Source organism: Cryobacterium sp. TMT1-2-1 (assembly GCF_004403955.1).
GTDB lineage: Bacteria > Actinomycetota > Actinomycetes > Actinomycetales > Microbacteriaceae > Cryobacterium > Cryobacterium psychrotolerans.
Window position 1 is genome coordinate 14,943 of record NZ_SOHC01000027.1, and the last position, 22,886, is coordinate 37,828.

The 22,886-nt window shown below is 67.3% G+C and carries 22 protein-coding genes; 8 read left to right on the plus strand and 14 right to left on the minus strand.

Annotated elements, in window-relative coordinates; all coding sequences use genetic code 11:
- The first annotated feature begins 130 nt into the window (after positions 1 to 130).
- Positions 131 to 454 (plus strand): metalloregulator ArsR/SmtB family transcription factor, encoded by a 324-nt coding sequence (locus E3T33_RS04550; protein WP_134492693.1) that lies wholly within the window; start codon positions 131 to 133, stop codon positions 452 to 454.
- Positions 455 to 487: 33 nt separating this feature from the next.
- Positions 488 to 970, plus strand: coding sequence for an SRPBCC family protein (locus tag E3T33_RS04555; protein ID WP_198417242.1), 483 nt, complete (start codon positions 488 to 490; stop codon positions 968 to 970).
- Between the two features lie 76 nt (positions 971 to 1,046).
- Here the strand turns inward: E3T33_RS04555 and E3T33_RS04560 are convergent, their stop codons facing one another.
- Positions 1,047 to 2,075 (minus strand): NADPH:quinone reductase, encoded by a 1,029-nt coding sequence (locus E3T33_RS04560; protein ID WP_134574839.1) that lies wholly within the window; start codon positions 2,073 to 2,075, stop codon positions 1,047 to 1,049.
- A gap of 490 nt (positions 2,076 to 2,565) precedes the next feature.
- Between E3T33_RS04560 and E3T33_RS04570 the strand changes: the two genes are divergently transcribed.
- Positions 2,566 to 2,901 carry a hypothetical protein gene (locus E3T33_RS04570; protein ID WP_134574840.1) on the plus strand — a complete coding sequence of 112 codons (336 nt, stop codon included), beginning with the start codon at positions 2,566 to 2,568 and terminating at the stop codon, positions 2,899 to 2,901.
- A 91-nt stretch (positions 2,902 to 2,992) separates the two neighbouring features.
- On the opposite strand, the gene E3T33_RS04575 is transcribed toward E3T33_RS04570, so the two are convergent.
- Positions 2,993 to 3,268 carry a HigA family addiction module antitoxin gene (locus tag E3T33_RS04575; RefSeq protein WP_134574841.1) on the minus strand — a complete coding sequence of 92 codons (276 nt, stop codon included), beginning with the start codon at positions 3,266 to 3,268 and terminating at the stop codon, positions 2,993 to 2,995.
- A gap of 43 nt (positions 3,269 to 3,311) precedes the next feature.
- Positions 3,312 to 3,605 carry a type II toxin-antitoxin system RelE/ParE family toxin gene (locus E3T33_RS15380; protein ID WP_174843272.1) on the minus strand — a complete coding sequence of 98 codons (294 nt, stop codon included), beginning with the start codon at positions 3,603 to 3,605 and terminating at the stop codon, positions 3,312 to 3,314.
- 292 nt (positions 3,606 to 3,897) lie between these two features.
- Between E3T33_RS15380 and E3T33_RS04585 the strand changes: the two genes are divergently transcribed.
- On the plus strand, positions 3,898 to 4,482 hold the full coding sequence (locus E3T33_RS04585) for a hypothetical protein (protein WP_134574843.1): 585 nt from the start codon (positions 3,898 to 3,900) through the stop codon (positions 4,480 to 4,482).
- A gap of 262 nt (positions 4,483 to 4,744) precedes the next feature.
- On the plus strand, positions 4,745 to 6,070 hold the full coding sequence (locus E3T33_RS04590; protein ID WP_134574844.1) for an HNH endonuclease: 1,326 nt from the start codon (positions 4,745 to 4,747) through the stop codon (positions 6,068 to 6,070).
- Positions 6,071 to 6,107: 37 nt separating this feature from the next.
- Here E3T33_RS04590 and E3T33_RS04595 read toward each other — a convergent pair whose 3' ends face one another.
- The 4 genes from E3T33_RS04595 to E3T33_RS04610 form a co-directional block, all read right to left on the minus strand.
- Complete coding sequence (locus E3T33_RS04595; RefSeq protein ID WP_134574845.1) at positions 6,108 to 6,461, minus strand: nucleotide pyrophosphohydrolase; 354 nt, start codon at positions 6,459 to 6,461, stop codon at positions 6,108 to 6,110.
- Between the two features lie 148 nt (positions 6,462 to 6,609).
- A complete protein-coding gene (locus E3T33_RS04600) occupies positions 6,610 to 7,485 on the minus strand; it encodes a G5 domain-containing protein (protein WP_241982822.1) in 876 nt (291 codons plus the stop codon).
- Between the two features lie 164 nt (positions 7,486 to 7,649).
- Positions 7,650 to 10,610, minus strand: a complete 2,961-nt coding sequence (locus tag E3T33_RS04605) for an AAA family ATPase (protein WP_134574846.1) — start codon at positions 10,608 to 10,610, stop codon at positions 7,650 to 7,652.
- Positions 10,607 to 11,770 (minus strand): exonuclease SbcCD subunit D, encoded by a 1,164-nt coding sequence (locus E3T33_RS04610; RefSeq protein ID WP_134574847.1) that lies wholly within the window; start codon positions 11,768 to 11,770, stop codon positions 10,607 to 10,609. The genes E3T33_RS04605 and E3T33_RS04610 overlap by 4 nt, the downstream gene beginning before the upstream one ends.
- A gap of 375 nt (positions 11,771 to 12,145) precedes the next feature.
- On the opposite strand from E3T33_RS04610, the gene E3T33_RS04615 reads away from it, so the two are divergent.
- Positions 12,146 to 12,730, plus strand: a complete 585-nt coding sequence (locus E3T33_RS04615; protein ID WP_134574848.1) for a hypothetical protein — start codon at positions 12,146 to 12,148, stop codon at positions 12,728 to 12,730.
- Positions 12,731 to 12,934: 204 nt separating this feature from the next.
- On the opposite strand, the gene E3T33_RS04620 is transcribed toward E3T33_RS04615, so the two are convergent.
- Complete coding sequence (locus E3T33_RS04620; protein ID WP_134574849.1) at positions 12,935 to 14,257, minus strand: HipA domain-containing protein; 1,323 nt, start codon at positions 14,255 to 14,257, stop codon at positions 12,935 to 12,937.
- The gene (locus E3T33_RS04625) at positions 14,250 to 14,483 is read right to left on the minus strand and encodes a helix-turn-helix transcriptional regulator (protein ID WP_134574850.1); all 234 of its coding nucleotides are present in this window, start codon (positions 14,481 to 14,483) and stop codon (positions 14,250 to 14,252) included. Before E3T33_RS04625 ends, E3T33_RS04620 begins: the two co-directional genes overlap by 8 nt.
- 260 nt (positions 14,484 to 14,743) lie before the next feature.
- On the opposite strand from E3T33_RS04625, the gene E3T33_RS04630 reads away from it, so the two are divergent.
- Entirely contained in the window at positions 14,744 to 16,093 is a 1,350-nt protein-coding gene (locus E3T33_RS04630) for an HNH endonuclease family protein (protein WP_241982823.1), read from the plus strand.
- Positions 16,094 to 16,339: 246 nt separating this feature from the next.
- Entirely contained in the window at positions 16,340 to 16,714 is a 375-nt protein-coding gene (locus E3T33_RS04635) for a YccF domain-containing protein (protein ID WP_134574851.1), read from the plus strand.
- Between the two features lie 163 nt (positions 16,715 to 16,877).
- On the opposite strand, the gene E3T33_RS04640 is transcribed toward E3T33_RS04635, so the two are convergent.
- From E3T33_RS04640 to E3T33_RS04660, 5 genes are all read right to left on the minus strand, one after another.
- Positions 16,878 to 19,163, minus strand: a complete 2,286-nt coding sequence (locus tag E3T33_RS04640) for an MMPL family transporter (protein ID WP_166784395.1) — start codon at positions 19,161 to 19,163, stop codon at positions 16,878 to 16,880.
- Positions 19,164 to 19,268: 105 nt separating this feature from the next.
- Positions 19,269 to 19,886, minus strand: a complete 618-nt coding sequence (locus E3T33_RS04645) for a TetR/AcrR family transcriptional regulator (protein WP_134574853.1) — start codon at positions 19,884 to 19,886, stop codon at positions 19,269 to 19,271.
- 51 nt (positions 19,887 to 19,937) lie between these two features.
- On the minus strand, positions 19,938 to 20,639 hold the full coding sequence (locus tag E3T33_RS04650) for a hypothetical protein (RefSeq protein WP_134574854.1): 702 nt from the start codon (positions 20,637 to 20,639) through the stop codon (positions 19,938 to 19,940).
- A gap of 11 nt (positions 20,640 to 20,650) precedes the next feature.
- Positions 20,651 to 22,078, minus strand: coding sequence for an FAD-binding oxidoreductase (locus E3T33_RS04655; RefSeq protein WP_198417243.1), 1,428 nt, complete (start codon positions 22,076 to 22,078; stop codon positions 20,651 to 20,653).
- A 92-nt stretch (positions 22,079 to 22,170) separates the two neighbouring features.
- On the minus strand, positions 22,171 to 22,824 hold the full coding sequence (locus E3T33_RS04660) for a cob(I)yrinic acid a,c-diamide adenosyltransferase (protein WP_134574855.1): 654 nt from the start codon (positions 22,822 to 22,824) through the stop codon (positions 22,171 to 22,173).
- Positions 22,825 to 22,886 lie beyond the last annotated feature (62 nt).

Sequence of the window (22,886 nt, forward strand, 5' to 3'; positions counted from 1 at the left end):
TGCCCGGCATTCGGGCATTCGGATGCCCGGAGTACGGGCGATTGCAAACCTCCAGTCTCTCAGAGATACGGGTGCTCCGAATCGCACGGGGGTCTTGCGCAACACTTTAGCAAGTGCTTTACTTTAGGACATGCTTAAAGAATCACCCGACCTCAACCTCATGTTCCAGGCGCTGGCCGACCCCACGCGGCGCGCGATGGTGGACCGGATGACGCGGGGGCCGGCATCCGTTTCTGACCTCGCCCGGCCGTTCGCGATGACGCTGGCCGCCGTGATGCAGCACCTCAAGGTGCTCGAGGAGAGCGGGCTCGTGCGCACGCAGAAGGAGGGCCGGGTGCGCACCTGCCGGATCGACCCGGCCGCGCTGCGCACCGCCGAGGACTGGATCGCCGAGCGCCGCACGACCTGGGAGAGCCGGCTCGACCGGCTCGGGGCGCTGCTCGACGAGGACTGACCGACCATCGCTACACACGACAAGGAGAGAAAAATGACCATGCCATCCGAACGCCCGCTGACCGAACGAAAGCTAACGCATTCGACCTTCGAACTCGAGCGCGAGTACAAGGCCCCGGTCGCCAAGGTGTTCCAGGCCTTCGCCGACCCGGCGATGAAGTCGAAGTGGTTCGACGGCCCCGAGCCGTGGCGTTTGATCGAGTCGGCCCTGGACTTCCGGGAGGGCGGCCGCGAGGTCAACGAGGGCCGGTTCGGGCCGGAAGGCCTGGTCTCCCGGTTCGACGGCACGTACCACGAGATCGTCGAGAACCTGCGGATCGTGTACAGCTACGAGATGCGCGTCGACGGCGCACGGCTGTCGGTGTCGCTCACCTCGATCGTGCTGACGCCGACGGATGCCGGCACCCGCCTCACCCTCACCGAGCAGGGCGTCTACTTCGACGACCTCGAAAACCCCGAGCTGCGGATCGAGGGGATGCGGGAGGCGCTGGAGATGATCGCGCCGATTGTGGAGTAGCCGGTGGTCGAGCCGCGAAACCGCAGTTGTGCGCGCTAAAACGCCCGAATGACGCGCACAACTGCGGTTTCGCGGGCTAGAGCGAGACGTCGATCAGCACCTTCCCGACGGCACCGCCCTCGACCAGGGCATGGGCATCCGCCGTGTGCGCAAGGTCCACCCGGTGCAGGGGCAGCCCTGCCTCCTCCCCCACGGTCAGGGCGCCATCGGTGAGGGCGGCATTGATGTCCTCGGCCGCCGCCCGAATCACGTCGGCGCCCACCGTGTAGAGCAGCAGGAACTGGTAGCGCACGTTGAGGCTGAAGTGTTTGCGCACGTCGAGCGTCATCTGGTCGCCGCCGTTGTTGGCGTAGACCGCGATCGACCCGCGATTGCGGATGACGGCGAGATCGAGCTGCGAATTCTGGGCGGGGGCGACCTCGACGATCTGGTCCACCCCCTCCGGCGCGATCTGCCGGATCTGGTCGACGATGTCCGAGTCGGTGTAGGTGAGCACGTGCTGCGCGCCGGCGGCCGTGGCGAGCGCCGCCTTCGCCGGTCCGCTCACGGTTGTGATGACGGATGCCCCCGCCCACCGGGCGAGCTGGATCGCGGCGTGCCCGACCGCGCCGGCCCCGCCGGCCACGAGCACGACCTTGCCGGCCAGGGCGCCCGGGTGCAGCCGGCGCGGCCCGTCCTCGGCCACGGTCAGGGCGCGGTACGCCGTGACCGCCGGCACCCCGAGGCTCGCACCCTGGTCGAAGCTCGCATTCGCCGGCAGCGCGAAGACGCGGTCGGCGGGCAGCACCGAGAATTCCTGGGCCGTGCCGCTGTGGGCGCGCTGGTAAGCGGCGAGCGCCAGCCAGACCCGGTCGCCGACCGCAACGTTCTGCACGCCGGCGCCGACCGCCTCCACGATGCCGGCGCCGTCCTGGCCTGGCACGACGTCCTCGAACGGCAGGGCCTCGCCCGGCGCTGCGCCTCGGCGGGACTTCCAATCGGTGGGGTTTACGCCGCTGACCACGATCCGCACCCGCACCTCGCCGGCTCCGGGTTCGGTCACCGGCCGATCGACGAGTTCAAGCACGGACGGGTCACCGGTCTGGCTGTACACAATGGCTTTCATGTCAGGCACAACGCAGCCGGAGGTGGAATGTTCCCTGGACTCCGGCACGTGCGAGGGAGCGCTCCGGCAATCAGGCGAGGAGCAACCGCGAAAGCGCGAATTCCCAGGCGATCCGCTCCTGCTCGAGCCGGATGTTTCCCTCCGAACGGATGCGATAGTCCGACCGTACTAATTTGTGTCCTACACAAACACGTCCATGGAGCGTACAGTTGAGTAGCGGGACTCATCTGGGCGACATCGGCCGCCAAACATGGCGTCGCCCGAGAGGATGCCCTACACGCGATGCTGAATGCCGTCGACTTTGTGGAGTCCTTCGACGAGCCGAGAATGCCAGGACACAGTCGCCCCGATCTGTACATTGGCCGTCGCGAGACCGGAGCCGAATGCTCGAAGTGATGGTGGAGGTCACACCTCCGTCGGATGTGTCGGTCTTCCACGTGATGGAAGCCCGGAGAAAGATCTTGAATCTGGTTGAGGAGTTGAGAGGGAAATGACCAAGAGTGACGAACGCAGCGACTGGGCCGAGGGCATCGAGTCGTTTGGCCCCGATGCGCACCTCACCTCCGGGGATGATGCTGCCGCCAAGGGACGTGCGACCCTCGAGGCCGCGCTCGGCGGCCCAGCAGGGGTCGAGAAGGCCCTCCGCGGCCGACCGACCCTTGCTTCTGGACAAAAAGCCCGTGGCTATCAATCGCCCAAGCGGTCATTCCGTTTGACGGAACAACTTGACCAACAACTGGTGACGTTCATCACCGTGCAGAAGAAGCCCCAGAGCGAAGTGATGCGGGCTGCCCTCGCAGAGTACTTCGAGCGCCACAGGGTCTAGCTGGCCCTGCAGCGCTTCGCGCTCCTCCGGAGCCACACACGCGTGCTTGCCATAGCGAGGGCCGCCGCCGGATAACCGCGACCAGCTACGCCTAACCCGCGAGCGGACGAACCACCGGCCGTGGCTTCTGCCGTTCATCCCACAGGTCATACGCACTCTGCATACCCAGCCAGAGCTCCGCGCTCGTTCCCAGAAGCAGGCTCAGGCGCACCGCCATGTCTGCGGTTACGGCAGAGTGGCCATGGCGGATGCGAGACAGCGTCGCCCGGGTGACGCCGAGGCGTCGTGCGGCCTCGGCAAGGCTGACCTCCCCGAGATAGTCCTCAAGCAGCAGGCCCGGGTGCGGAGGGTTGTGCATTCCGGTCATTCTCGTTCGGTCCTTCCTGGTCGATTTGGTTCGTCTATTTGGTTCAGTGGTAGTCCACGTAGTCGAGGAGCACGACATCCGTGCCCTCAAACGCGAAGGTGAGGCGCCAATTCCCCGAGACCCAGATCGCGTAGTGCCCCTCGACGTTGCGCCCCGATTCGCCTTCCCCTCGCAGCTCATGCGGTCGCCATGAAGGCGGAATGTCACCGATCGACACGGCGTGGTCGAGGACGGCGAGCTGCCGTTGCAGCTTTGCGGCGTGATCCGGTCGGATGCCCGCCTTGCTTCCCGACGCGAAGAAACGCGCAAGTCCCTTGTGTCGAAACGACTTGATCACACACCAAGCGTATCTTGCTGCTATACGTATAGCAAGAGCAGCGGGAGGCGCTGGAGTTGCTCGCGCCGGTGGTCGAGTAGCCGCGTAACCGGGGGAAAAACTCGCCCTGACTGGGGGCCTCAGTTCGTGCGAAGTGCGGCCCGTGTCTAACCCGTCGCTGACCGCAGCGCGGGCCGCATGTAACTCGACTCCCGGCCCCGCGGGCGCGTTGTCACCCGAAAGCGGGCCGGGGGCCAAACAAGAATCCCCGCGCTGGCAGATACTCTCGGATTGACGCTCTACAGGGGGAAACATGTCTGACCAGACGAACGAGGAAATGCACGCTAAGGAAACTCCATCTGAAGGGCTTCCAGTGAAGGCGAACGAGCAGATTCAACGCTCGACAGCTAAGAATCTCGCGGCCAGACTACCGCGCAAGTACTGGCTGCCAGCGATAACGGGAGTTGCTGGGATCGCCCTGGGTTTGCTGATGGGCGTCGGGATTTCAGCCGGCCCTGCCGAGAACCAGCGACACGACGATGCCTTGGCCGAAACAGCCTCCGTTGGAGCTGCGGAGGATGCCGAGAGATTGACGAAGCAGATTCTGCCGAGAGCGGCTAACGACTGCCAAGCAGACACGGCGTTCGCCGTGGTGAGTGACGATCACCTGTCGCTTACGATCGACCACAAGGGCAAAGAAGACTACTCGGGTGGCTTGTCGACCAGAGAGATGATGTGCATCTTTGACAAGCTGGGCGTTCCGTCCGCTGTCGCCTCCCACATGCAGCAGACAACTTCGATGGACGGGCGACAGACGGAAGCCTGGGACAACATCGAAGTCTCATGGTCCTATCACCCGGACCGCGGCATGGATTCCGTCGTGGAAATTGTCGGCTAACGCGCGGCCTGGCGAGAGTCGGCGAGGTCAACTCCCGAGCGTCGCTGCCACTCGGCTGATACCGTGACTCAACTGCTTGAGTCCTTGGGGGGCTGCGTTGCCTGTTCTCGCAATCTATGTGCCAAACACCGTTCAGGGCCATCAGAACCTTGAGCACGCAATCAAGACTCGTCGGTGGGGCTTCCGAAAGGACAGGCCCGAGTACTCAGGCGTGGAGCCACGCACCCTCGTTCTGATCGCAACCGGATACAGCCACTCAACGATGGGCAACAGCCCTCGCAAGCAGCCCGAGCAGTACGTGCAGGGCTCGATCGCCCGCATCATGGTGTTTCGCGCCGAGTCCCGGGTGACTCATCAAAACACGTTCCACTGGCCCGACGAGGCCCAGGAGCGTCAGGTGAAGTATCCGCACCGACTGACCCTCACGCCGCTCTATGAGATCCATAACGTCGAGCTCGCCAAGATTCCCTTCGATCTCGCGGATGCTTTCCGCTACTCGGCTCTCACGCAGGGAGCAGGTAAGCCCGTCATGGACTCCCCATTTACCCTCGCGATCGAACAGGGCCAGCTCCCGCCTGAGGTATCCCTCAGCCTTTCCCAATGGCCGGAAGACCTTGCCGGCATCGGCGCCTACCTTGCGCGAACCGACAACTCGTGGGTGCAAACACTTCGCGAGCAGGCCGTGGCCCATGCGGAGATCGCGCACTGGCGGCCGGTCAGCTCCCAGCACGCCCCGCTCCCGATCGGGCCCGGCGAGCCGTACGTTTTTGCGCGCACGCCTGAGCCCGGTTCCGCAACAGGCATTCGCGCGGTAGTTGGTGCCGGAGTCTTCTCGGGCGTCTCTCGAATGCTGCTGTCAGAGCTGTGGGAATGGTTCCAGCTCGAATGCGGAGCACGCTCCCACAAGGAGCTCCGCGAGCAATACGGGACCCGCACCGGTGTGCCCCTTGATGCCGCCGCCGATCCCGAGATTGAAAGCCTGCTCCTGCGCGACGTTCGGTTCTTCTCGGAAACCGAAGAACTTCCCGTTCAGGTGGATGAGTCAGATTTCGTCCTCAGCGGCGGCAGGTATTTCGATTTGGGCACGCTGGCCAACGAGCATCCGATGATGCGCGCAGTCCTCACCTACTTTCATCCCACGGCCGACGACACAGATGACGAAGTCACTCAGCTCGTGCTGACTCGCATCCGGGGCCAGGCGAAGCTGGTCACCCCTCGGCTGGGCCAAGGCGCCTTCCGCGCGATGGTCTCAGAGGCCTACAATCATCGCTGCGCGCTCACCGGCGAGAAAGTCCGGCCGGTACTCGAGGCTGCACACATCAAGTCGTTCTCTTCCGGCGGTGAGTACCGAATGGACAACGGCCTTCTCCTTCGCAGCGACATGCACACGCTCTATGACCGCGGGTACATCTCGTTCGACGTCGACCGAAGCCTCATGGTCAGCCCCCAACTGCGTGAGAAGTTCGGAAACGGCGACTGGCTCTACTCACGCGCGGGGACGCCGATTTCGATCCCCACGAAGGCCGTGGATCGTCCGAACCTTGAGTTCTTGCAGTGGCACCGGGACAGCGTGTTTCTCGACGCTTGAGAATTGCCCTGGGACGGGTTGATGTCGCAGCTCCAGCTCAACCTAGGTCGTTGTACTTAGTCGAGACCCCTTTTGCCTTCTCAACAGGGTACTTCGCCCCGTTCTTCCCCAACTTCGCGTTGAAGGCCTCTTCTACATCAATCCCGAGACCGTCGGCCAGCTGAAGGAGATATGCCAGCACGTCGGCGAGTTCGTCGCGCGCCGCTTCGCGGTTGGCGGGGACCGTCATCCAGTCCTGAATATTGTCCGCTTCGACCCACTGAAGCAGTGCGTTCAGCTCCCCCACCTCACCAGTGAGTGCCATAACGAGATTTTTCGTCGAGTGGAACTGTTCCCAGTCGCGCTCGCGTGCGAACGAACGCAGGTCGGATTGCATCTCAGGTATCCCCATGTGCCTATTCTCGCTGAATCGACGCAATCGCACATCGAGCACCACCACTTCGCGGCCACAGCTCGGTCATCGCGAGTTCATCTGTGCATCTGCTGCCGCACAGGCTGCCGGGCCATTGCGTCAGCCGACGCGAGGTGCTTCGCTCAGATCATTTATCGCAGGCGATCCCGTCACCGTCCCGGTCCAGCTTGTACACATCATTGCCGACAATCCGCAGGGGCCCATCGACGTAAGAGGGGCCGTTTCCGCCACCGCCTTCGCAGTCGACGTCGTCCGGGTCATTTGGGACACACACGCCCGCGTAGTTCGAATTGCAGTTGCCTGCAGGAGCGGGCGCGGGCGCAGGCGCAGGCGCAGGGGCAGGTTCCGGAGCCGGCGGGGCTGGCTGGCGCGAGCCGACGGACGTCACTTCAGTAATGGGCGGCAGCGTGACTTCTTCGCGGCTGACTTCTCGCGATACTTCCACGCCGTCGATGTACTTGACGAGGTAGGTCGTGGTTGTCTCACCGTTCACACCAGCTGTAGTGATGACCGACGTGTCCACATCGCTATTGGCATCTTCCACCGTTGCGGCATCGAATGGGATGACAGCAACTTCCTGAATCTCCGACTCCGTCTCAACTGGTGTGGGAGTTGGGCTCGGCTTCACTGCGTCCTTGACCTGGACTGATCCCGCAGCCAGCTTGGCCACGGTGGCGGTGTCGGGCCCTTGCGGGCGGGTCGCCGCATTGGCTCCCGTTCCCACAAGCATCACGACGAGGCCAGCGGCCAACATGACTACCCCGGCGGCCTTGGAGCGCACCCGAAAGCGCTTCGCGGAGCCAGTTGCCGCCGCGTAGATTCCGACGACGAAAGCGACGAGGCCGATCAGCGTGACGATTGACCAGAATGCTCCGCCGACAATGGTCACAAGAACGAAGAGGGCCAGGATGCCGATTCCGGCCCACCGCCACCGGAGAGCGATTCTCCCGTTCGGCTCCCGCAGGCGGTCCACGAGAGGCGCGAGCGTGCTCTTGAGGCTCACTGTGCTGCCTTGAGCGCGCGAACGCCAGCCTTGATGCGAGTGGATGAATCGATGGCAGACACGAGCACATTGGCCCCCAGGCTAAGTAAACACGGCAGTAGAGCCCAAGTTACCGCGCGGGTTCACTGCAATTCGCTCCCCACTTAGGGGCGTGAACAGGGACATCAAGCCAGTGAAATCCTGCTGTGCCCCTGGTCGGTCACGACAATGCTGAGCTTGGCCGGGATCTGCTCCTTCATCGAGTCGACGTGGCTGATCAGGCCGATCGTTCGGCCGCCGGCACGGAGGGTGTCGAGGGTGCTCATCGCCGTCTCGAGGGTCTCGCTGTCGAGCGAGCCGAAACCCTCGTCGACGAAGAGCGTGTCCAGGGTGATGCCGCCGGCCTGGCTGGTGACCACCTCGGCCAGACCGAGGGCGAGGGCAAGGGAGGCGAGGAACGTCTCGCCGCCGGAGAGCGAGTTGGTCGCCCGGGTGCGGCCGGTGAACTCGTCGCGGATGCCGAGGCCGAGGCCCGACTGGTTCCCGCGATACTCGAGCGAGTCGTCGTGCTCCAGCGTGTAACGGCCGCTGGTCATCGTGCGCAGACGCGTGTTCGCGGCGGCGACGATTTCTTCGAGCTGGGCGGCCAGCACGTAGGTTTCCAGGCGGATCCGTTTCGTGTTGGGCTCGTCGCCGTGCACGACGTCGGCGAGCTGGCGCACCTGCGTCTGCGTCGTCAGCAGCGCCGCGGATGCCGCGAACTGCGCCGTGACCTCCGTCACGAGGGCGGTGAGCTGGGTGACCCGCTCCTCCACCGAGCTGCGGGCCGTAATGGCGTCGTCGCGGGTCGCGCTGGCGAGGTCAAAGGCCTCACGGGCCGGATCCCGGTCGACCGGCTCTGCGGGCAGGTCGGCGAGCTCGGGGTCGGCCAGGGCAGACCGGGCGGCCGCGATCTCGTCGTCATGGGTGCGCAGGGCCGATTGCCGGCGCTGTGCCTCGGCATCGCCAACACGCGCCGCTTCGGCGGTCGCCTCGTCGGCGAAGTCCTCCTGCAACAGCTGCATGGTCATTGCAGCGATCGCGGCGACACGTACGGTGCCGCGCTCTCGGCTGACGCCCAGGGCTTCATCGAGGGCACGTGCGGCCCCGAGCTCTTCGTTGAGACGGTCCACATGTTCGGTGACGGTGTCGAAGTCGCCGCGCTGGGCGGTGACGCGCTGGGTGAGAGCCTCGCGGTGAGCAGCCTGGTCGGTGTGCTCGGCGGCAGAGGCATCTCGAGTCGCACGGAATCCGCTGAGACCGGTGTTCGCGTCTGCCAGCTGGCCGCGCAGGCCGACCAGATCCTGCGCCAGCCGGGCCAGGAGCCTGGCTGCGGTTTCGGAATCCTCGAGTGCAGCTCGGGCGGTCGCTCGCTCCGCCGTGAGTTCCTCGACGGAACGGTTCCCGGCCCTGGTCTCGGCCTGCGCCAGGCGCTTGCGTGCGTCCTGCACGGCTGTGCCGGCATCGGCCAACGCCCTCTGCCGCACGGTCACGGCTTTCCGCGCGGTGGTCACGTCGGCTTCGGTGACCGGGTCGGCCTCGCCGATGCTGGGAGCTGGGTGGTTCTCCGAGCCGCAGACGGAGCAGGGGGTGCCTTCCTCCAGCTGGGATGCGAGCTCGGCGGCATACCCGGCGAAGCGCCGGGAGATGAGAGCGTCGTAGTGGGCCGCGGCGGCGGCGTTCTCCCCGCTCGCCGCGAGTTCGACCTGGGACGCTTCGAGCACTTCGGCAGTGTGAACCACGACGGACTCGGCGGCCGACAGAGCGGTCTCGACGCGCTCCAGGGCCGCAGCGGCCTCATCCTTCCGCGCGGCATCGAGTGCGGCCGCGGCATGCTCGACGCCGACGGACTCGATCTGCTTCGGGAGTGCATCGATCACTGCCTGGGCGCCGTCCAGAGCCGTCGTGTGCTCCTCGACCAGGCCGTACAGCCGGGTGATCTCGAGGTCGAGCCCGGGAAGCTTCTGTTCGTCGGCGAGGGCATCGGCGAGGGTGCCGAGCCGGCCGAGCAGTGCGTCGGTGACAAGTTTGAGCGACGTGTGGGTCTCGGGCTCTGCACCGGACCGGCGGAATTGCTGCCAGGCGGCGCGGGCATCCGTCTCGTCGGTCAGTGCGGTCTCGAGGGCGACGGTCGCCTGTTGCCCGGCGCGGATCTGCGGCCACACGCGGGCGGCGCGCGCAGCGGCTTGGAGTGCCGTGCGCTCCGCGGCGATGGCCTCTTCGCGATCGGTGAGCACGGCCAGCTGGGCCAGGGCTGTGTCCCGGCGGGCCTGGCGCCGCGCAACTTCTCCCAGCACCTGGTGATGGTCGGCCGCGGCGGTGAATTGGGCGGCGGCCAGCTCGGCGAGCGACGTGGCCTCGTCGAGCTGACGCTCGAGGTCGGCCAGGCCCGACGTGAACCAGTCGAGGCCCGGGTTCTGGGGCACGGCGTCGTCGCCCAGCCGCAGCTGGTTCGCCGCAATGCGGGCCCGGTCGGTGATGGCTCGCTGCACGTCGGCGAGCTGGGCGTCCAGCTCCTTCCGGCGCGCGATCAGGGATTGCTCAAGTTGGTCGAAGCGGGACGTGCCGAAGAGGGTGCGCAGCACGGCGCGACGTTCGTCGGTCTTGGCGAGCAGGAACTTCTGGAACCGGTTCTGCGCCAGCAGGATCACCTGGAGGAACTGGTCCTCCTTCAACGGGAGGATCTCGGCCAGCTGGTGGCCGACATCCACCGGCTTGGCCGCGACGCCCTGCCAGTCGTCGCCCTCCCTGACGAAGAGCCTGGCCTCGGGCAGGGACGTGGTTGTGCCCTCGCCGCGTTTCTTCGGCCGCTCGAACCTGGGCGTGCGGAAGATGCGGTAGTCGCGCTCGTTCATGCTGAAGTCGAGCTCGACGAAGCTCGGGTCATCCGGTTCGCAGTGATCGCTGCGCAGCTGCAGCTCGGTGCCGTCGTAGCGCGGCACATGGCCGTAGAGGGCGAAGCAGATGGCGTCGAGGATGCTGGACTTGCCGGCGCCGGTCTTGCCAGTGATCAGGAAGATGCCGTCGCTGTCGAACTTCTCGAAGTCGATGAGCTGCTCGTTCTTGTACGGCCCGAAGCCGGCGAGCCTGAGGCGTTTGATCTTCATGCGTTGGCCTGCCGGATTCCCTGTTCGTTCAGCACTTCGGCGATGAGTTCGCGCTCGAATTCGGTGGGGCCTTCGCCGTTGCGCACGTATTCGAGGAAGCCCGCGATGATGTCGGGATCGCTCTTCTCCTTGATCCGCTCGGCGTAGGTGGCGACTCCGGCGTCGACGACGATGGTTGGCCGGTGTTCGAGCATCACGCAGTGCGGGAAACGGCCCTGCAGCTTCTTCATGCTGTCGAGCGGACGCACCTGGTCGGTCACGATGGCCTTCACCCAGTCGCCTTCGTTGTCGGCGAAACGCTCGTCGCCGAGCAGCTCGTCCATCGGGCCCCTGAGCTCGCTGAGTCGTCGCGGCACGGGGAGGTCGATCCACTCGACCGGGCCGAGTCCGTCGGCGTTCAGCTCCACGAGCCACCCTCCCCGGGGCTTGCCAGCCTCGCCGAACGAGTAGTGCAGCGGCGCTCCGGAGTAGCGTGCGCGCTCGGTCAGCGTCGACCGGCCGTGGATGTGCCCCAGGGCGACGTAGTCGGGCCCGTCGAAGACGCTCAGCGGCACGACGTCGAGGCCGCCGGCGGTGATGTCCCGCTCCACGTCGCTCGCCTCGGCGGCCGGGGCGATTCCGGCGGCGAAGCAGTGGGAGAGCACGACGCTGCGCCCGCCACGGGCGGCCAGGTCGTCACGCACCTGGTCCATCACGAAGCCGAGCACCTGCTCGTGCGTCTTGAGCACCACGTCGGGGTAATGGTGACGGATCAGCACCGGTTCCAGGTACGGGATGCCGTAGAAGTGAACCGGGCCGTGGGCATCCGTGATTGTGACCGGCTCGCGATACTGGTCGTGCCGGGTGATGACGTGGATGCCGGCGAGGCTCGCCCACTCCGCCTGGAAGCCGAGGCGCGCCGCCGAGTCGTGGTTGCCGCTGGTCATCACGACCGCGGCGCCCGCGGCCTTGATGTCTCGCAGCGTCGACGCCAGCAGGGTGAAGGCCTCCTTGGACGGCATGGCCGAGTCGAAGACGTCCCCGGCGACGGCGACGACGTCGATCTGGCGCTCCCGCACGACCTCGACGAGCGCGGCGAGAACCTGGCCGAGGTGCTCCAGCGTCGAGTGCGTGTGGAACGTGCGCCCGATGTGCCAGTCCGAGGTGTGCAGGATCTTCATGTCTTCACGGTAGTGGGGACCACTGACACGGCCTCGCCGGTGGGTGCCGAGTTGCTCCTGTTCCCAAGCGCTGTTCGAGGCCTCGTGCTCAATTGGTATTGGCCGCCGTCAGAACCTGCGCCAAGTTGCCCGAACTCTCCGGGCGGGAGGTCTGTCATACCCATTGGAAGCCGGCAGCGTTGGTGAGTTCTCCGGCCGTACTCGACCGCAGATGTCAAGGTCGGCGCGGCATCCGTCCGCGCAGCATGCGTCGGGGGCCGATCGCCGGCCCCCGCCCTAGCGAGCGTCGTCGAAGTTTGCTTGACTCCCAGTGCGCGGTCGCCGGAGGCGCCGCGCAGGACGGTTCCCACGGTGGAACCGGGAGAGGAGAGTGCGATGTCCTCGTTCCTGGTCCACCCCGGCCAGTGCGCCGTGCCGGCGATCTGCGTGGCGTGCGGCAGCCCCGCGCCACAGCCAGTGGGCGCGAGCGACCCGAAGACGATGCTCACCGTGCGCGACGTGGACGAGGTCAGCCGAATCCGATTCACGTCCTCCAGGTCGTTCCCGCTGTGCCCGGAGTGCCAGGCGGCGAGAGCCCGAAGCCCCGGCCTCACCAAGCCTGGCTGCCTGATTCCCCTCCTGCTTTTCATCGGCAGCGTCGTCGCCGCGAATGTCTTCCGCGGGCAGGATGAGACGAACCCGGTCTGGATGTGGGTGGCCTTTGCGGCGGTCCTGTCCCCGCTCGTGTTCGTGCCGATATTCCGGTGGCGGGTGAACCGGCGCAATCCGTTCATCGAGGACGATCGCCGTCGGCTCGCGCTGATCAAGAAGGCCGTGCGCCTTGAGCAGCAGGTGAAGCCTTCTCGCAGTCTCTTCGCCGGACCCACGCTCACCGGAGTGCGCCTGACCTTCGCAAACGAGACCTTCGCCCTGGCGTTTCAAGCCCTGAACCCATTCGCGGTTCTTGGCGTGGAGAAGTGAGTCCGGGGTCACGGCGACAATTCCGAGGCTGCGGGCATCCATCGTTACGTTGTCGCGCGCCTTCCCCGCGGGGCCAGCGCGGTGATCAACGGCCTCTCGCGGTTCGCGGTCGACGTGGAGCGGTTCCCCGACGACACCGAGGACCTGCGGGCGATGAACGCGGCCTGCGAGCGCGCGACCAGGTTGTGACCGTCGCCGCCGAGGTTACGGCTCTTCCGGACCGGACCGTTTCGGGGCAGGTGCGCCGGGCGATGGCGTGCCCAGTCTGGGCGTCAGGATCGGGGACAACGGAGTGTCGATGCGCGCCGGCTTTCCCGCTGCGAGATTCTGCACCTGGCCGCGAATGTAGCCCGGGACGTGTTTCGAGATCGACTCATGCGCGGGGAGCTGCCTCGTCGCTTCGATCACGGCATCCAGGGTCTGGGCAATGACCTCGCGGGCCCGCGATGACTCGACACCCCAGGTGCGGGCCTCGTCGACGAGGTGATCGACGGTGACCCGCGTGATGGCGCGTTCGCCGCTGATCGACATGGCCAGGTCCAGCGGCGCCTCAGAACCGAGGGCGAGCGGTGCGGCATTGTAGAAAGGCGCCAGCCGTGAGCGGCCATCGTCGAATCGGAGAAGGGAGAAATTCTTCGCATGGGCGTCGGTGTTTCCCGCTGCGACATTGAGCACCGTGTATCGCAGCAGCTTCTCGCGGTCCGGCTCGCCGCGGTCGAAAATACTGCGGTCGCGATCGAGGGCGGCGGCAACCGCCGCCAGGCTGGCTCCGGGGTTGCCCCGTTCGAACTTGTCGTCCCCGCCCCAGGGAAGCGCAAGCGCCTGGGCCAGATCCTCCTGGTGAATGCGTTCGATGCCCGTAGCCGTCACGCGCCGGTCGTAGCGCTCGATGACCAGCACCGGCGACCTGCCGATGGTCTCCACCCACGAATCGAAGTGGAGGAGCCGCAGCGAGCGAGCGACGCCCAGCACGTAATTCTCACCCTCGACGAGATGTCGGTTCGCTTCGGAGACGGGCTTGAGGATGTGGGTGGACGCGAGCGTTCCGTTCCCCGCGATCCAGCCGCCGGCGGCACGCGTCAAGGTCAGCTTCCGCTGGAAGCCGGGCAGTGCGGAGCCGCCTCCGCCGAGGACGTACCCGGCCGCCTGGCTGAGCAACTCCACGAGTTCGGCTTCGCCGAGCATCCGGGGTTCGCCGGCGGTCCGGCCCGCGCCGATGGTGAGGGCGCCGGCGAGGTCGGCCCCGACCGCGTCGAAAATGCCGACCAGGTCGTTACTCCCAACGTGCAGGGCGTTGGCCAGTCGGTCGAGCCATCGGCCCTCAGGCAGCAATGCGCCGAAGAACGACTCCGTGGTTTCGACGCTCGAGGTGCCGACGGGGAGGGACGCCGACAGGGGCGTCGATCGCAGGGGCCAGCGTGCAATGGCATCGTTGCTCCAGGCGAACAGTGCCCGCCCCCGGGATGCACGCGTGAGTTCGCCCACGTGGGTTCCATAGAGGTCGACGCGCAGCGCGGGATCAGTCATGGTCGCCTGGTGACGTGGACTCCGCCGTGAGGGCAATTCCGAGCCGTGCCAGAATCTCGAAGTACCGCTCGTCGGCTCTCTTGGGCCTTCCGGCTTCGAGTTCTGAGACGTACCGCTGGGTCGTGCCGAGCGCCGCCGCCAGCTGTCCCTGCGTCATGCCGTGCTGAAGACGGATGCGGCGAATGAAGTCGCCGAGGTCGGCCGCCGACCTGATTTGAGCGATCATCGCGCCTCCCGTCGTTATTACCGAACGGTAGTAGCCTAGCGCACTATTACCGAACGGTAATGGGCGTTGACGGATTACCCTCTGGTAATAGCTCCTTGCACCGCGGATACGCCCACGACCCAGGAACGACCTGGCAGCGGCGTCCGGAGCCACCACGATTCCGCCCCGTATTGGGGCCCTGACCGGTAGGTCCGTTCGCCGGTAACGCTGCGCTGCGCGCCTAGGTTTGAAACGCACGCCGTGTCAGCCAGAGGAGCCCCTTGACCAAGCCCGCATCGCCCGGTGATTCAGCCAGCCCTCGCCGCTTTCGGCCCCGCCCGGGCACGGTGATCGTCATCGCCATGATCGCGTTCTTTGTCCTGGTCGGCGGCGCCTCCGCAGGCTTCCCCGGGATGCTGATGATGGCCGGTCTGGCCGGCCTCGGCACGGCCCTGTACTCGCTGGTGACCGGTCGCAAGTCCTGGGCGAGGATCCCGTCTCGGGGCATCGCCGCGGCCGCACTCGTCGTCGCGCTCGTCACGACGAGCATTGGCGCCTCCGCCTACGACGCCCCCGCGGACCTCGCGGGTAGTGAGACCGACGTCACAACGTCCGCCGCTGTGGAGAGCACCCCCAAGCCGACGGCGACCAAGAAGCCGGAACTTCAGGCTGCGTTCACGGCCGAGGCGCCGGTTGATCCGGACGTCACCCAGGCCTCCGGTGACCGAGCATCCGTCGCCATCGCTGATCGCACTGCCACCAGCACAACCGCGCAGGCCTTGCTGGCGACACTCCCGGTGAAAGGCAGAGCCCCCAAAACCGGCTACGCGCGGACGGCCCAATTCGGTAGCGCCTGGCTGGATGTCGACCGCAACGGATGCGACACCCGCAACGACATCCTCACCCGCGACCTGACCAGGACTTTTCGCTCCGGCCCCTGCAAGGTACTGAGCGGCCACTTGGACGGGCCGTACACGGGCAAATCCATCAGCTTCGTTCGCGGCAACACGACGTCGATGCTGGTGCAGATCGACCACGTCGTTGCGCTGTCGAACGCGTGGCAGACCGGCGCGCAACTCCTCACCCCCGCGCAACGCATCTCGCTTGCGAACGATCCGCTCAACCTGCTGGCCGTGGACGGCAGGACGAACGCCCAGAAGGGCGACGGGGACGCGGCCACGTGGCTGCCTCCGGTCAAGTCCTATCGCTGCCAGTACGTCGCGCGACAGATCTCGGTCAAGGCAACGTATGGCCTGTGGGTCGTTCCGGCCGAACTCGCCGCCATGACTCGCATCCTGTCGTCGTGCCCGGATCAGCCGGCGATGACGTCGGCATTCGCGCCCGCGCCCAAGCCGGCTCCCAAGCCCGTCGCGACCGTTGCGCCTGCCCCGGTCGTGGTTGTCCCTGTGCCGGTTCCGGCTCCGGCTCCGGTCGCACCGGCTCCGGCGCCCGCGCCGGCTCCTGCCCCGGCTCCGGCTCCCGCTCCCGCTCCCGCTCCGGCCCCCAATGTCGTCCACCCCGGGGCGTTCTGCGCTCCGGCAGGGGCAACCGGTGTCACGACCATCGGTACGCCCATGATCTGCGGCACAACAACCAACAGCCCGGACCGGGCTCGCTGGCACAAGCCGTAGCACTGAGGGACAGCCGCCGACCTCGGCTCGGTGCGGCGACTCGACCTGGAGTCTCAGAAACGGTGCGTGGCCAACTCAGGTGAATCCGTGGGAGCCCCCGTGGCGACCCGCAGGATTCCGGGGCCGCGGCATCCGCCGGCACCGAATCTCCTGAGTTAGCCACGGGGACGGCATGTGCGGAGCTCCGCACGTGGCCGTGCGGGTGTCGACGGCCGATGAACGAGACCTGAGAGAATGGGAGTAATCATGAAGACCATCCTCAACCTCATCTGGCTCCTGCTCTCGGGCATCTGGCTCTTCCTCGGCTACATGCTGGCGGCGCTGATCATGTTCGCGCTCATCATCACCATCCCCTGGGGAATCGCGGCGGCGCGGATCGGCGTCTACGCACTCTGGCCGTTCGGCAAGACCGTGGTCGACAAGCGAGACGCAGGCGTCGGCACCCTCCTCGGCAACGTCGTCTGGGTGGTGCTGGCCGGCTGGTGGATCGCCCTCGGGCACCTCGTCTCCGGCATCGCGCTGTGCATCACCATCATCGGCATCCCGTTCGGGATCGCCAACTTCAAGCTGATTCCGGTCGCGCTCATGCCGCTCGGCAAGCAGATCGTGGACATTCCCTAAGCGATCATCGCGATTTCTGCTCGCCCGGCCGTGCGCCGGGTGCTGCCCACCCGCGTTTGACGCACTCCGCCGGCCTCCGCGCCACGTGGCGGGAGCAGCGGCAGGTGCGCCGCGAGGCCAGCGGCCGCGCGCTCATCGGCGCCGCGCGGCCGCTGCCGATGCCTCACTCGGGCGGGTAGTTTCCCCGTCCGAGTGTGGCAACGAGAGGCTCGGGCGCGAGGGCAGGCGCGGGCTCGGGCTCGGCCGACGAGCGACGCTTCGTGCGCCCCCAGGCCGCGCGGCCCGCGATCGCCAGCAGGGCGGGCACGAGCACCAGCATCACGACGAGCGCGTACACGGCGATGGCCATGGCCAGGCCGAAGCCGAACATCGTCACGGTGCGCTGGTCGTTGAGGATGAAGCTCCCGAAGACGACGACCATGACGGATGCCGCGGCCAGGATGACCCTGGCCGTCGCGGCCAGGCCGTCCCGAACCGCCCGGTCGGGATCTCCCGTGCGGGCGAGCTCCTCCTTGACCCGGCTGAGCAGGAACACGGTGTAGTCGGTGGACAGGCCGAAGAGCACCGCGAAGAGCATGACCGGAACGAACGACTCGACCGGGCCGGGCACGACCCCGAGCAGTTCGGCGGGCCACCAGCCCCACTGGAACACGGCGACGACGGGACCGTAGGCGGCCCCCACCGCGAACAGGTTCATGATCACGGCCATGGCCGCGATGAACGGCGCCCGGAACTCGATCAGCAGAACGATGAAGGCCAGCACGACGACAACCAGGATGAACCAGCCGATCTGCGCCAGGAGCGTGTCGGCCAGGTCGATGCTGGTCGCCGTCGCCCCGCCGACGTGGGCGGCCGCGCCCGGTGCCGCGTCGGGCAGGACCGTGTCGCGCAGGTCGTGGACCAGCGTTTCCGTGGCCGCGTCATCCGGCGAACTCGTGGGGATCACCGTGTACAGCGCGGTCGCCCCGTCCTCCCCGAGCCGCGGCGGGGTCACCGCGCTGACGCCGTCGGTTGCCGCCAGTTCGGCGTGCAGTTCGGCGCTCGCTGCCTGGTTCTCGGCCGGCGTCGAATCGGCGCCGAAGTCGACGGTGACCAGGAGCGGGCCGGCCCAGCCCGCACCGAACCCGTCGACGATGAGGTCATAGGCCTTCCGCTGGGTGGTGTCCGCGGCTTGGGATCCGCCGTCGGCCGTGCCGAGGCGCAGCGACAGCAACGGCAGGGCCAGAATGGCCAGGACGAGCACCGCGGCGAACGCGGCGACCCATCGGCGGCGCTGGATGCCTCCCACCCAGCCGCGCCAGCCCGACGCGGGCGAGGACTCCGGCCGGCCGGCGGCAGGCTGGCCGGCAGCATCCTGGCCGGCGGCAACCTGGCCGGCGGCAACCTGGCCGGCGGCAACCTGGCCGGCGGCAACCCGGCCGGCGGCATCCGTCGTGGCCGGGGCCTTCTTGCCGATCTTGCGCACCCGCACCCGGTCGAGGTTCCGGCCGAAGATGGCCAGCAGCGCCGGCAGCAGGGTGACGGATGCCAGCATCGTCGCGCTGACCACGATGGCGCTGGCCAGGCCCAGTGACGACACGAACGGGATGCCGATGGCATAGAGGCTGAGGATAGCGATGATCACCGTGGCCCCGGCGACGAGCACAGAGCGGCCGGCGGTGGTCATGGCCGCTGCGATCGACTCGTTCGGGGCCAGGCCCCGGGACATCCCCTCCCGGTGTCTCGTCACGATCAGCAGGGCGTAGTCGATGCCTACGCCCAGGCCGATCATGGCGGCAACGATGGGACCGGACGTGCCGATCGTCACCGACGAGGCGAGCATGGAAATCGAGGCGAGCCCGATGCCGAGGGCCATCAGGGCGGTGAGCAGCGTGACCAGCATCGCGAACAGTGAGCCGAACACCAGGAGCAGCACCAGGGCCGCCGCGAGCAGCCCGAAGGCCTCGCCGCCGGATGGCCCGGACTCGGCCTGCGCGGCGGGGCCGCCGAATTCGACCTGGCCGCCGGCATCCCGCACGCCCTCGAAGGCCGCCTGGGCCTCGGTCACCGTCTCGGCCGGGATGTCCTTGGCTCGCTCGGTGAACTGGATGGTCACCATCGCCGTCATGCCGTCCTCGGACACCATCGGCTGGGGCGGCCCGTACGGCGACCGCGCGGCGGCCACGCCGTCCAGCGCGGCAACCGTGGCCACGGCATCCTCCACCGCGGCGCGCAGGGCCGGCGATGTGACGGGCTCGCCGGCATCCGCGCTGTGCACGATGGCCTGCATGCCGTCACCGGCAAGCTCGGGGAACTGCTCGCGGAGGGTGTCGTAGGCGGCCTGCGAGTCGGTGCCGGCGAGGGTCAGGTCGTTGTTGAAGGTGCCGCCGATCGCCCGGCTGCCAAGAAGAGCGCCCACGATCAGCACCAGCCACACTCCGACCACGATCCAGCGGTACCGGGTTGACATGCGAGCGAGTGCAGAGAGCACGGGGAGTCCCATCACGGTTCATCGAGTCCGGCGGCACCATTCGGGCCGCCTGAACTGAGACTAGATGAAATGAGACAGCGTTGTCTAGTTTTGTGAATCGCCCGTCGAGCCGTGTGTTGTCGAGCCGTCCGCCGCGATCCCGCCGACCAGGGTGCGGAAGATCAGGTCGGACACCTCCGCGTCGGAGTGTTTCGTTTGCGGCGCCGCCCGCACCGCCGAAATGAGCAGGGATGCCATGGCCGTGACGATCCACTCCGGCGAGAGATCGGCACGGATGTCGCCCTCGGCCTGCCCCCGCTTGACGACCTCGACGAGGGGGGCGAGCACCTGGTCGCGCTGGGTGAGGAATCGCGCGTTGTGGTCGGAGGCCCGGATCAGAATGATCCGGAAGCGCATCCCGTGCTTGCCCAGCGAAGCGATCACGCGCCCGAGCACCTCAAGCGCGCTCCCCTCGTCGAGGCGACAGGCGATGAGGGCCTCCGACGCGCGCGCGAGGGCCTCCGCCTGGATGGCGCCCAGCAGAGACTGCCGGTTGCTGAAGTGGCGATAGAGGGTCGCCCTGGTCAGATTTGCCGCCTGCGCCACATCCGCCATGGAGGAGTCGGGGTCGCGGGCGAGTTCATCGGCCGCAGCCTCGAGGAGGGCCCGATGGTGGCGTTGGACGTCGATGCGCGGGACCGCTGGCTGTTTGGGGCTGGGCATGGTGCCTTTCCGGGGAGTGCGTCGACCTCGACGATACGCGACGAGAACGGATCAACCGGCGTTGGACGCGCTCCGCCGGCCCCTGCGCCGCGTGGCAGGAGCATCAGCATCACCAGCACCAGCACCAGCACCAGCACCAGCCAGCGGCCGCTTGCGCAGGTGCACGCCGAGCATGACGAACCAGAGCGGCCAGGCGAGCCAGACTCCGCCGGCGATGAAGACGCCGAGGCCGAGGGTCAGCACCTGAGGCACGGTCAACCACGGAAACAGCGCGCTGACGCCCACGATGAGCAGCCCGATCAACAGTCCGGCTCCCACCAGCTCACCGCACCGGCTGAGCAGCCTGGAGAAGATTCCCAGTTGGTACAGGCTCGTGTTCGCCCACAGCATCCAGACAGCCTGGAGGAGGAGCGCGATGATCGCGATGACGGTGGGGGCCTCGAACGCGAGCAGGCCGAGGGCGAGCATGACCGAGGAGACCGCCGCGACGACCGACGCGGCAGCGACGAGGCGCACGAAGACGCGTGACCCCAGCGAGCCCTCGGCCGGCCGGCTCACGTGCCACACCAGCACCGCGACCATGACGTTGCCGAGCGCCGAGAGCGCGTCGTTGACTCTGCCGTAGTTGTAGGGCCCGGTGAAGGGCACCTCGACGACGAACATGGCGATGAAAAACGCACCGGCTGTGAGGGTGACGACCGCCGTCGCGAACGCGACCCAGGACATCCGTGCATTCGTTTCCTTGGTGCTCATGCTCAAGGGTCTCACCCCGAAGCTGGCAAAGGCGCGATGTTCTGGTTGAGCCGGAAGAAGTTCTCCGGATCCCAGGCGCGCTTGAGAGCGCGGAGCCGCGTGTACTTCGCCTCGCCATACGCCTGCCGCACGCGCTCTTCGCCCTCGTCCATCAGGAAGTTCACGTAGACGCCGGTGTGGAACGGAGCGAGGTCTGACCAGAAACTGCGCACCCAGTCGCGTTCCCGCTCGAAGCCGTCGGCGTTCTCGGTGGCGGCGGTGATGTTGAACGTATGGCCGGCCGCGCGCCCGTGGAAGGCGGTGTCGTCTTCGCCCACCCTCGCCGCCGCTCCCCCGCCGTGCCAGATCGGGAACGCGGTCAGCGGGGACGTGATCCGTGCCGCGTGGTCGGCGGTGATGTCGATGACCTCGTCGGTGAGTTCGGCGACATCGCAGGAGCGCATGTAGTACCACCAGCCGGGCGGGTAGCCGGGGTCGAACATGGCCTGGTGCTCCAGAAACGGCTTCGGCCGGCACAGGTCCAGCACCGGGGACCCGAACGCCTTCAGCGGCCGGATCACCTTTTCGCCGTCATCCACCGGCCCCGCGTAGCAGCTGACCACGGCGACCACGGGCTGCCCCCGCAGCTCGGCCGGAATATAGGAGACATCGGCGGCGCGGCGGTGCACGACCATCGTCATCAGCTCGTCGGGCGCATCGGCAATCCAGTCGCGATAGAAACGCAGCACCTTCGCCGAATCGGCCCCGGGCCAGAAGACCGGCCCGGCCATCACGATCGGGCCGACCCGGTTCAGCGCGAACTCGAACTCGGTCACGACCCCGAAGTTGCCGCCGCCCCCGCGCACTCCCCAGAACAGCTCCGGGTTCTCGGTGGCACTCGCCCGCACGAACCCGCCGTCGGCGGTGACCATCTCCACCGACAGCAGCTGGTCGATGGACAGCCCGTACTTGCGCATCAGCCAGCCCAGCCCGCCGCCGAGGGTCAGCCCGGCAACACCGGTGTGCGTCACGATCCCCGACGGCGCGGCGAGCCCGAACTCCTGCGTGGCGCGGTCAAGATCGCCGAGCAGCGCCCCGGCCTGCACGCGCGCCGTGCGCGTATCGGGATCAACCCGGATGCCGTTCATCGGCGAGAGGTCGATCACCAGTCCGTCGTCGCAGGCGGAGTACCCGGGAAAACTATGCCCGCCGCCGCGCACGGCCACCAGGACATTGTTGCCCCGGGCGAAGCGAACCGCCGCGATCACGTCCTCCGGCGACGCGCAGCGCGCGATCAGGCCGGGGAACCGGCTGATCGAGCCGTTCCACACCCGCCTGGCCTGGTCGTAGGCCGCGTCGCCCGGTCGAACCAGCTCGCCGTGCAGGTGCGTTGCCAGGTCGGCGACCGCGCGCTCATCGACGTCGACGCGGCCGCTGCTGATGGTCGCCAACATGGTCATGGAGTCCTCATCCTCGCGTCCCCGTGACCATGGTAGAACCGAGCCGCGCCCCGCGACAGGGGCGGGTGCGAAAGACAGCGAGCGCGGATGCCTCAGCCGGGCTGGTCCGCCGAGTCGCCCACCGGGTCGTCGCCGCCGTCCTCCTGCGCCATCGCCCGCGCCGACGCTTCGGGCATCCACTTCACGTCGCCGAGGTCGGCATTGGCCCCACGGGCCAGCACGAAAAGAAGTGACGACAGCCGGTTCAGGTACGCTGCCCCCAGCGGGTTGACGGACGTCGGGTGCTCCTCGACGGCCGCCCAGACCCCACGCTCCGCCCGGCGCACGACGCCCCGCGCCTGGTAGAGCAGCGCGGCGGCGACCGTGCCCCCCGGCAGCACGAAGCCGCTCAGGTCGGCGGCCTGCTGCGCAAAGTGATCGACGGCACGCTCGAGCCGGGCGAGGTGCGACTCGCGGATGCGCGCAGCCGCCGGCTCGGGGTCGTCGAGCGGAACCGACAGGTCGGCCACCAGATCGAATAGGTCGTTCTGCACGCTGGCGAGGGTCGACGTCACCTCGAGGGGCAGACCACCGACCGCCATGGCGACGCCCACTGCCGCGTTGGCCTCGTCACAGTCTTCGTAGGCGGCGACCCGTGCGCCGGTCTTGGCAACGTCACCGTGCCGGCCGAAGCTGGTGCGGCCGGAATCGCCCTTGCCGGTGTTTGAGGCCGGTTGAGCCGGTTCGAATTCATCGAGGTCAGCCATAGCGCCACTATAGTAATCTCCCCGGCATCCGCGTAGCGTCTCGCGTAGAGATCAAGGAAGAG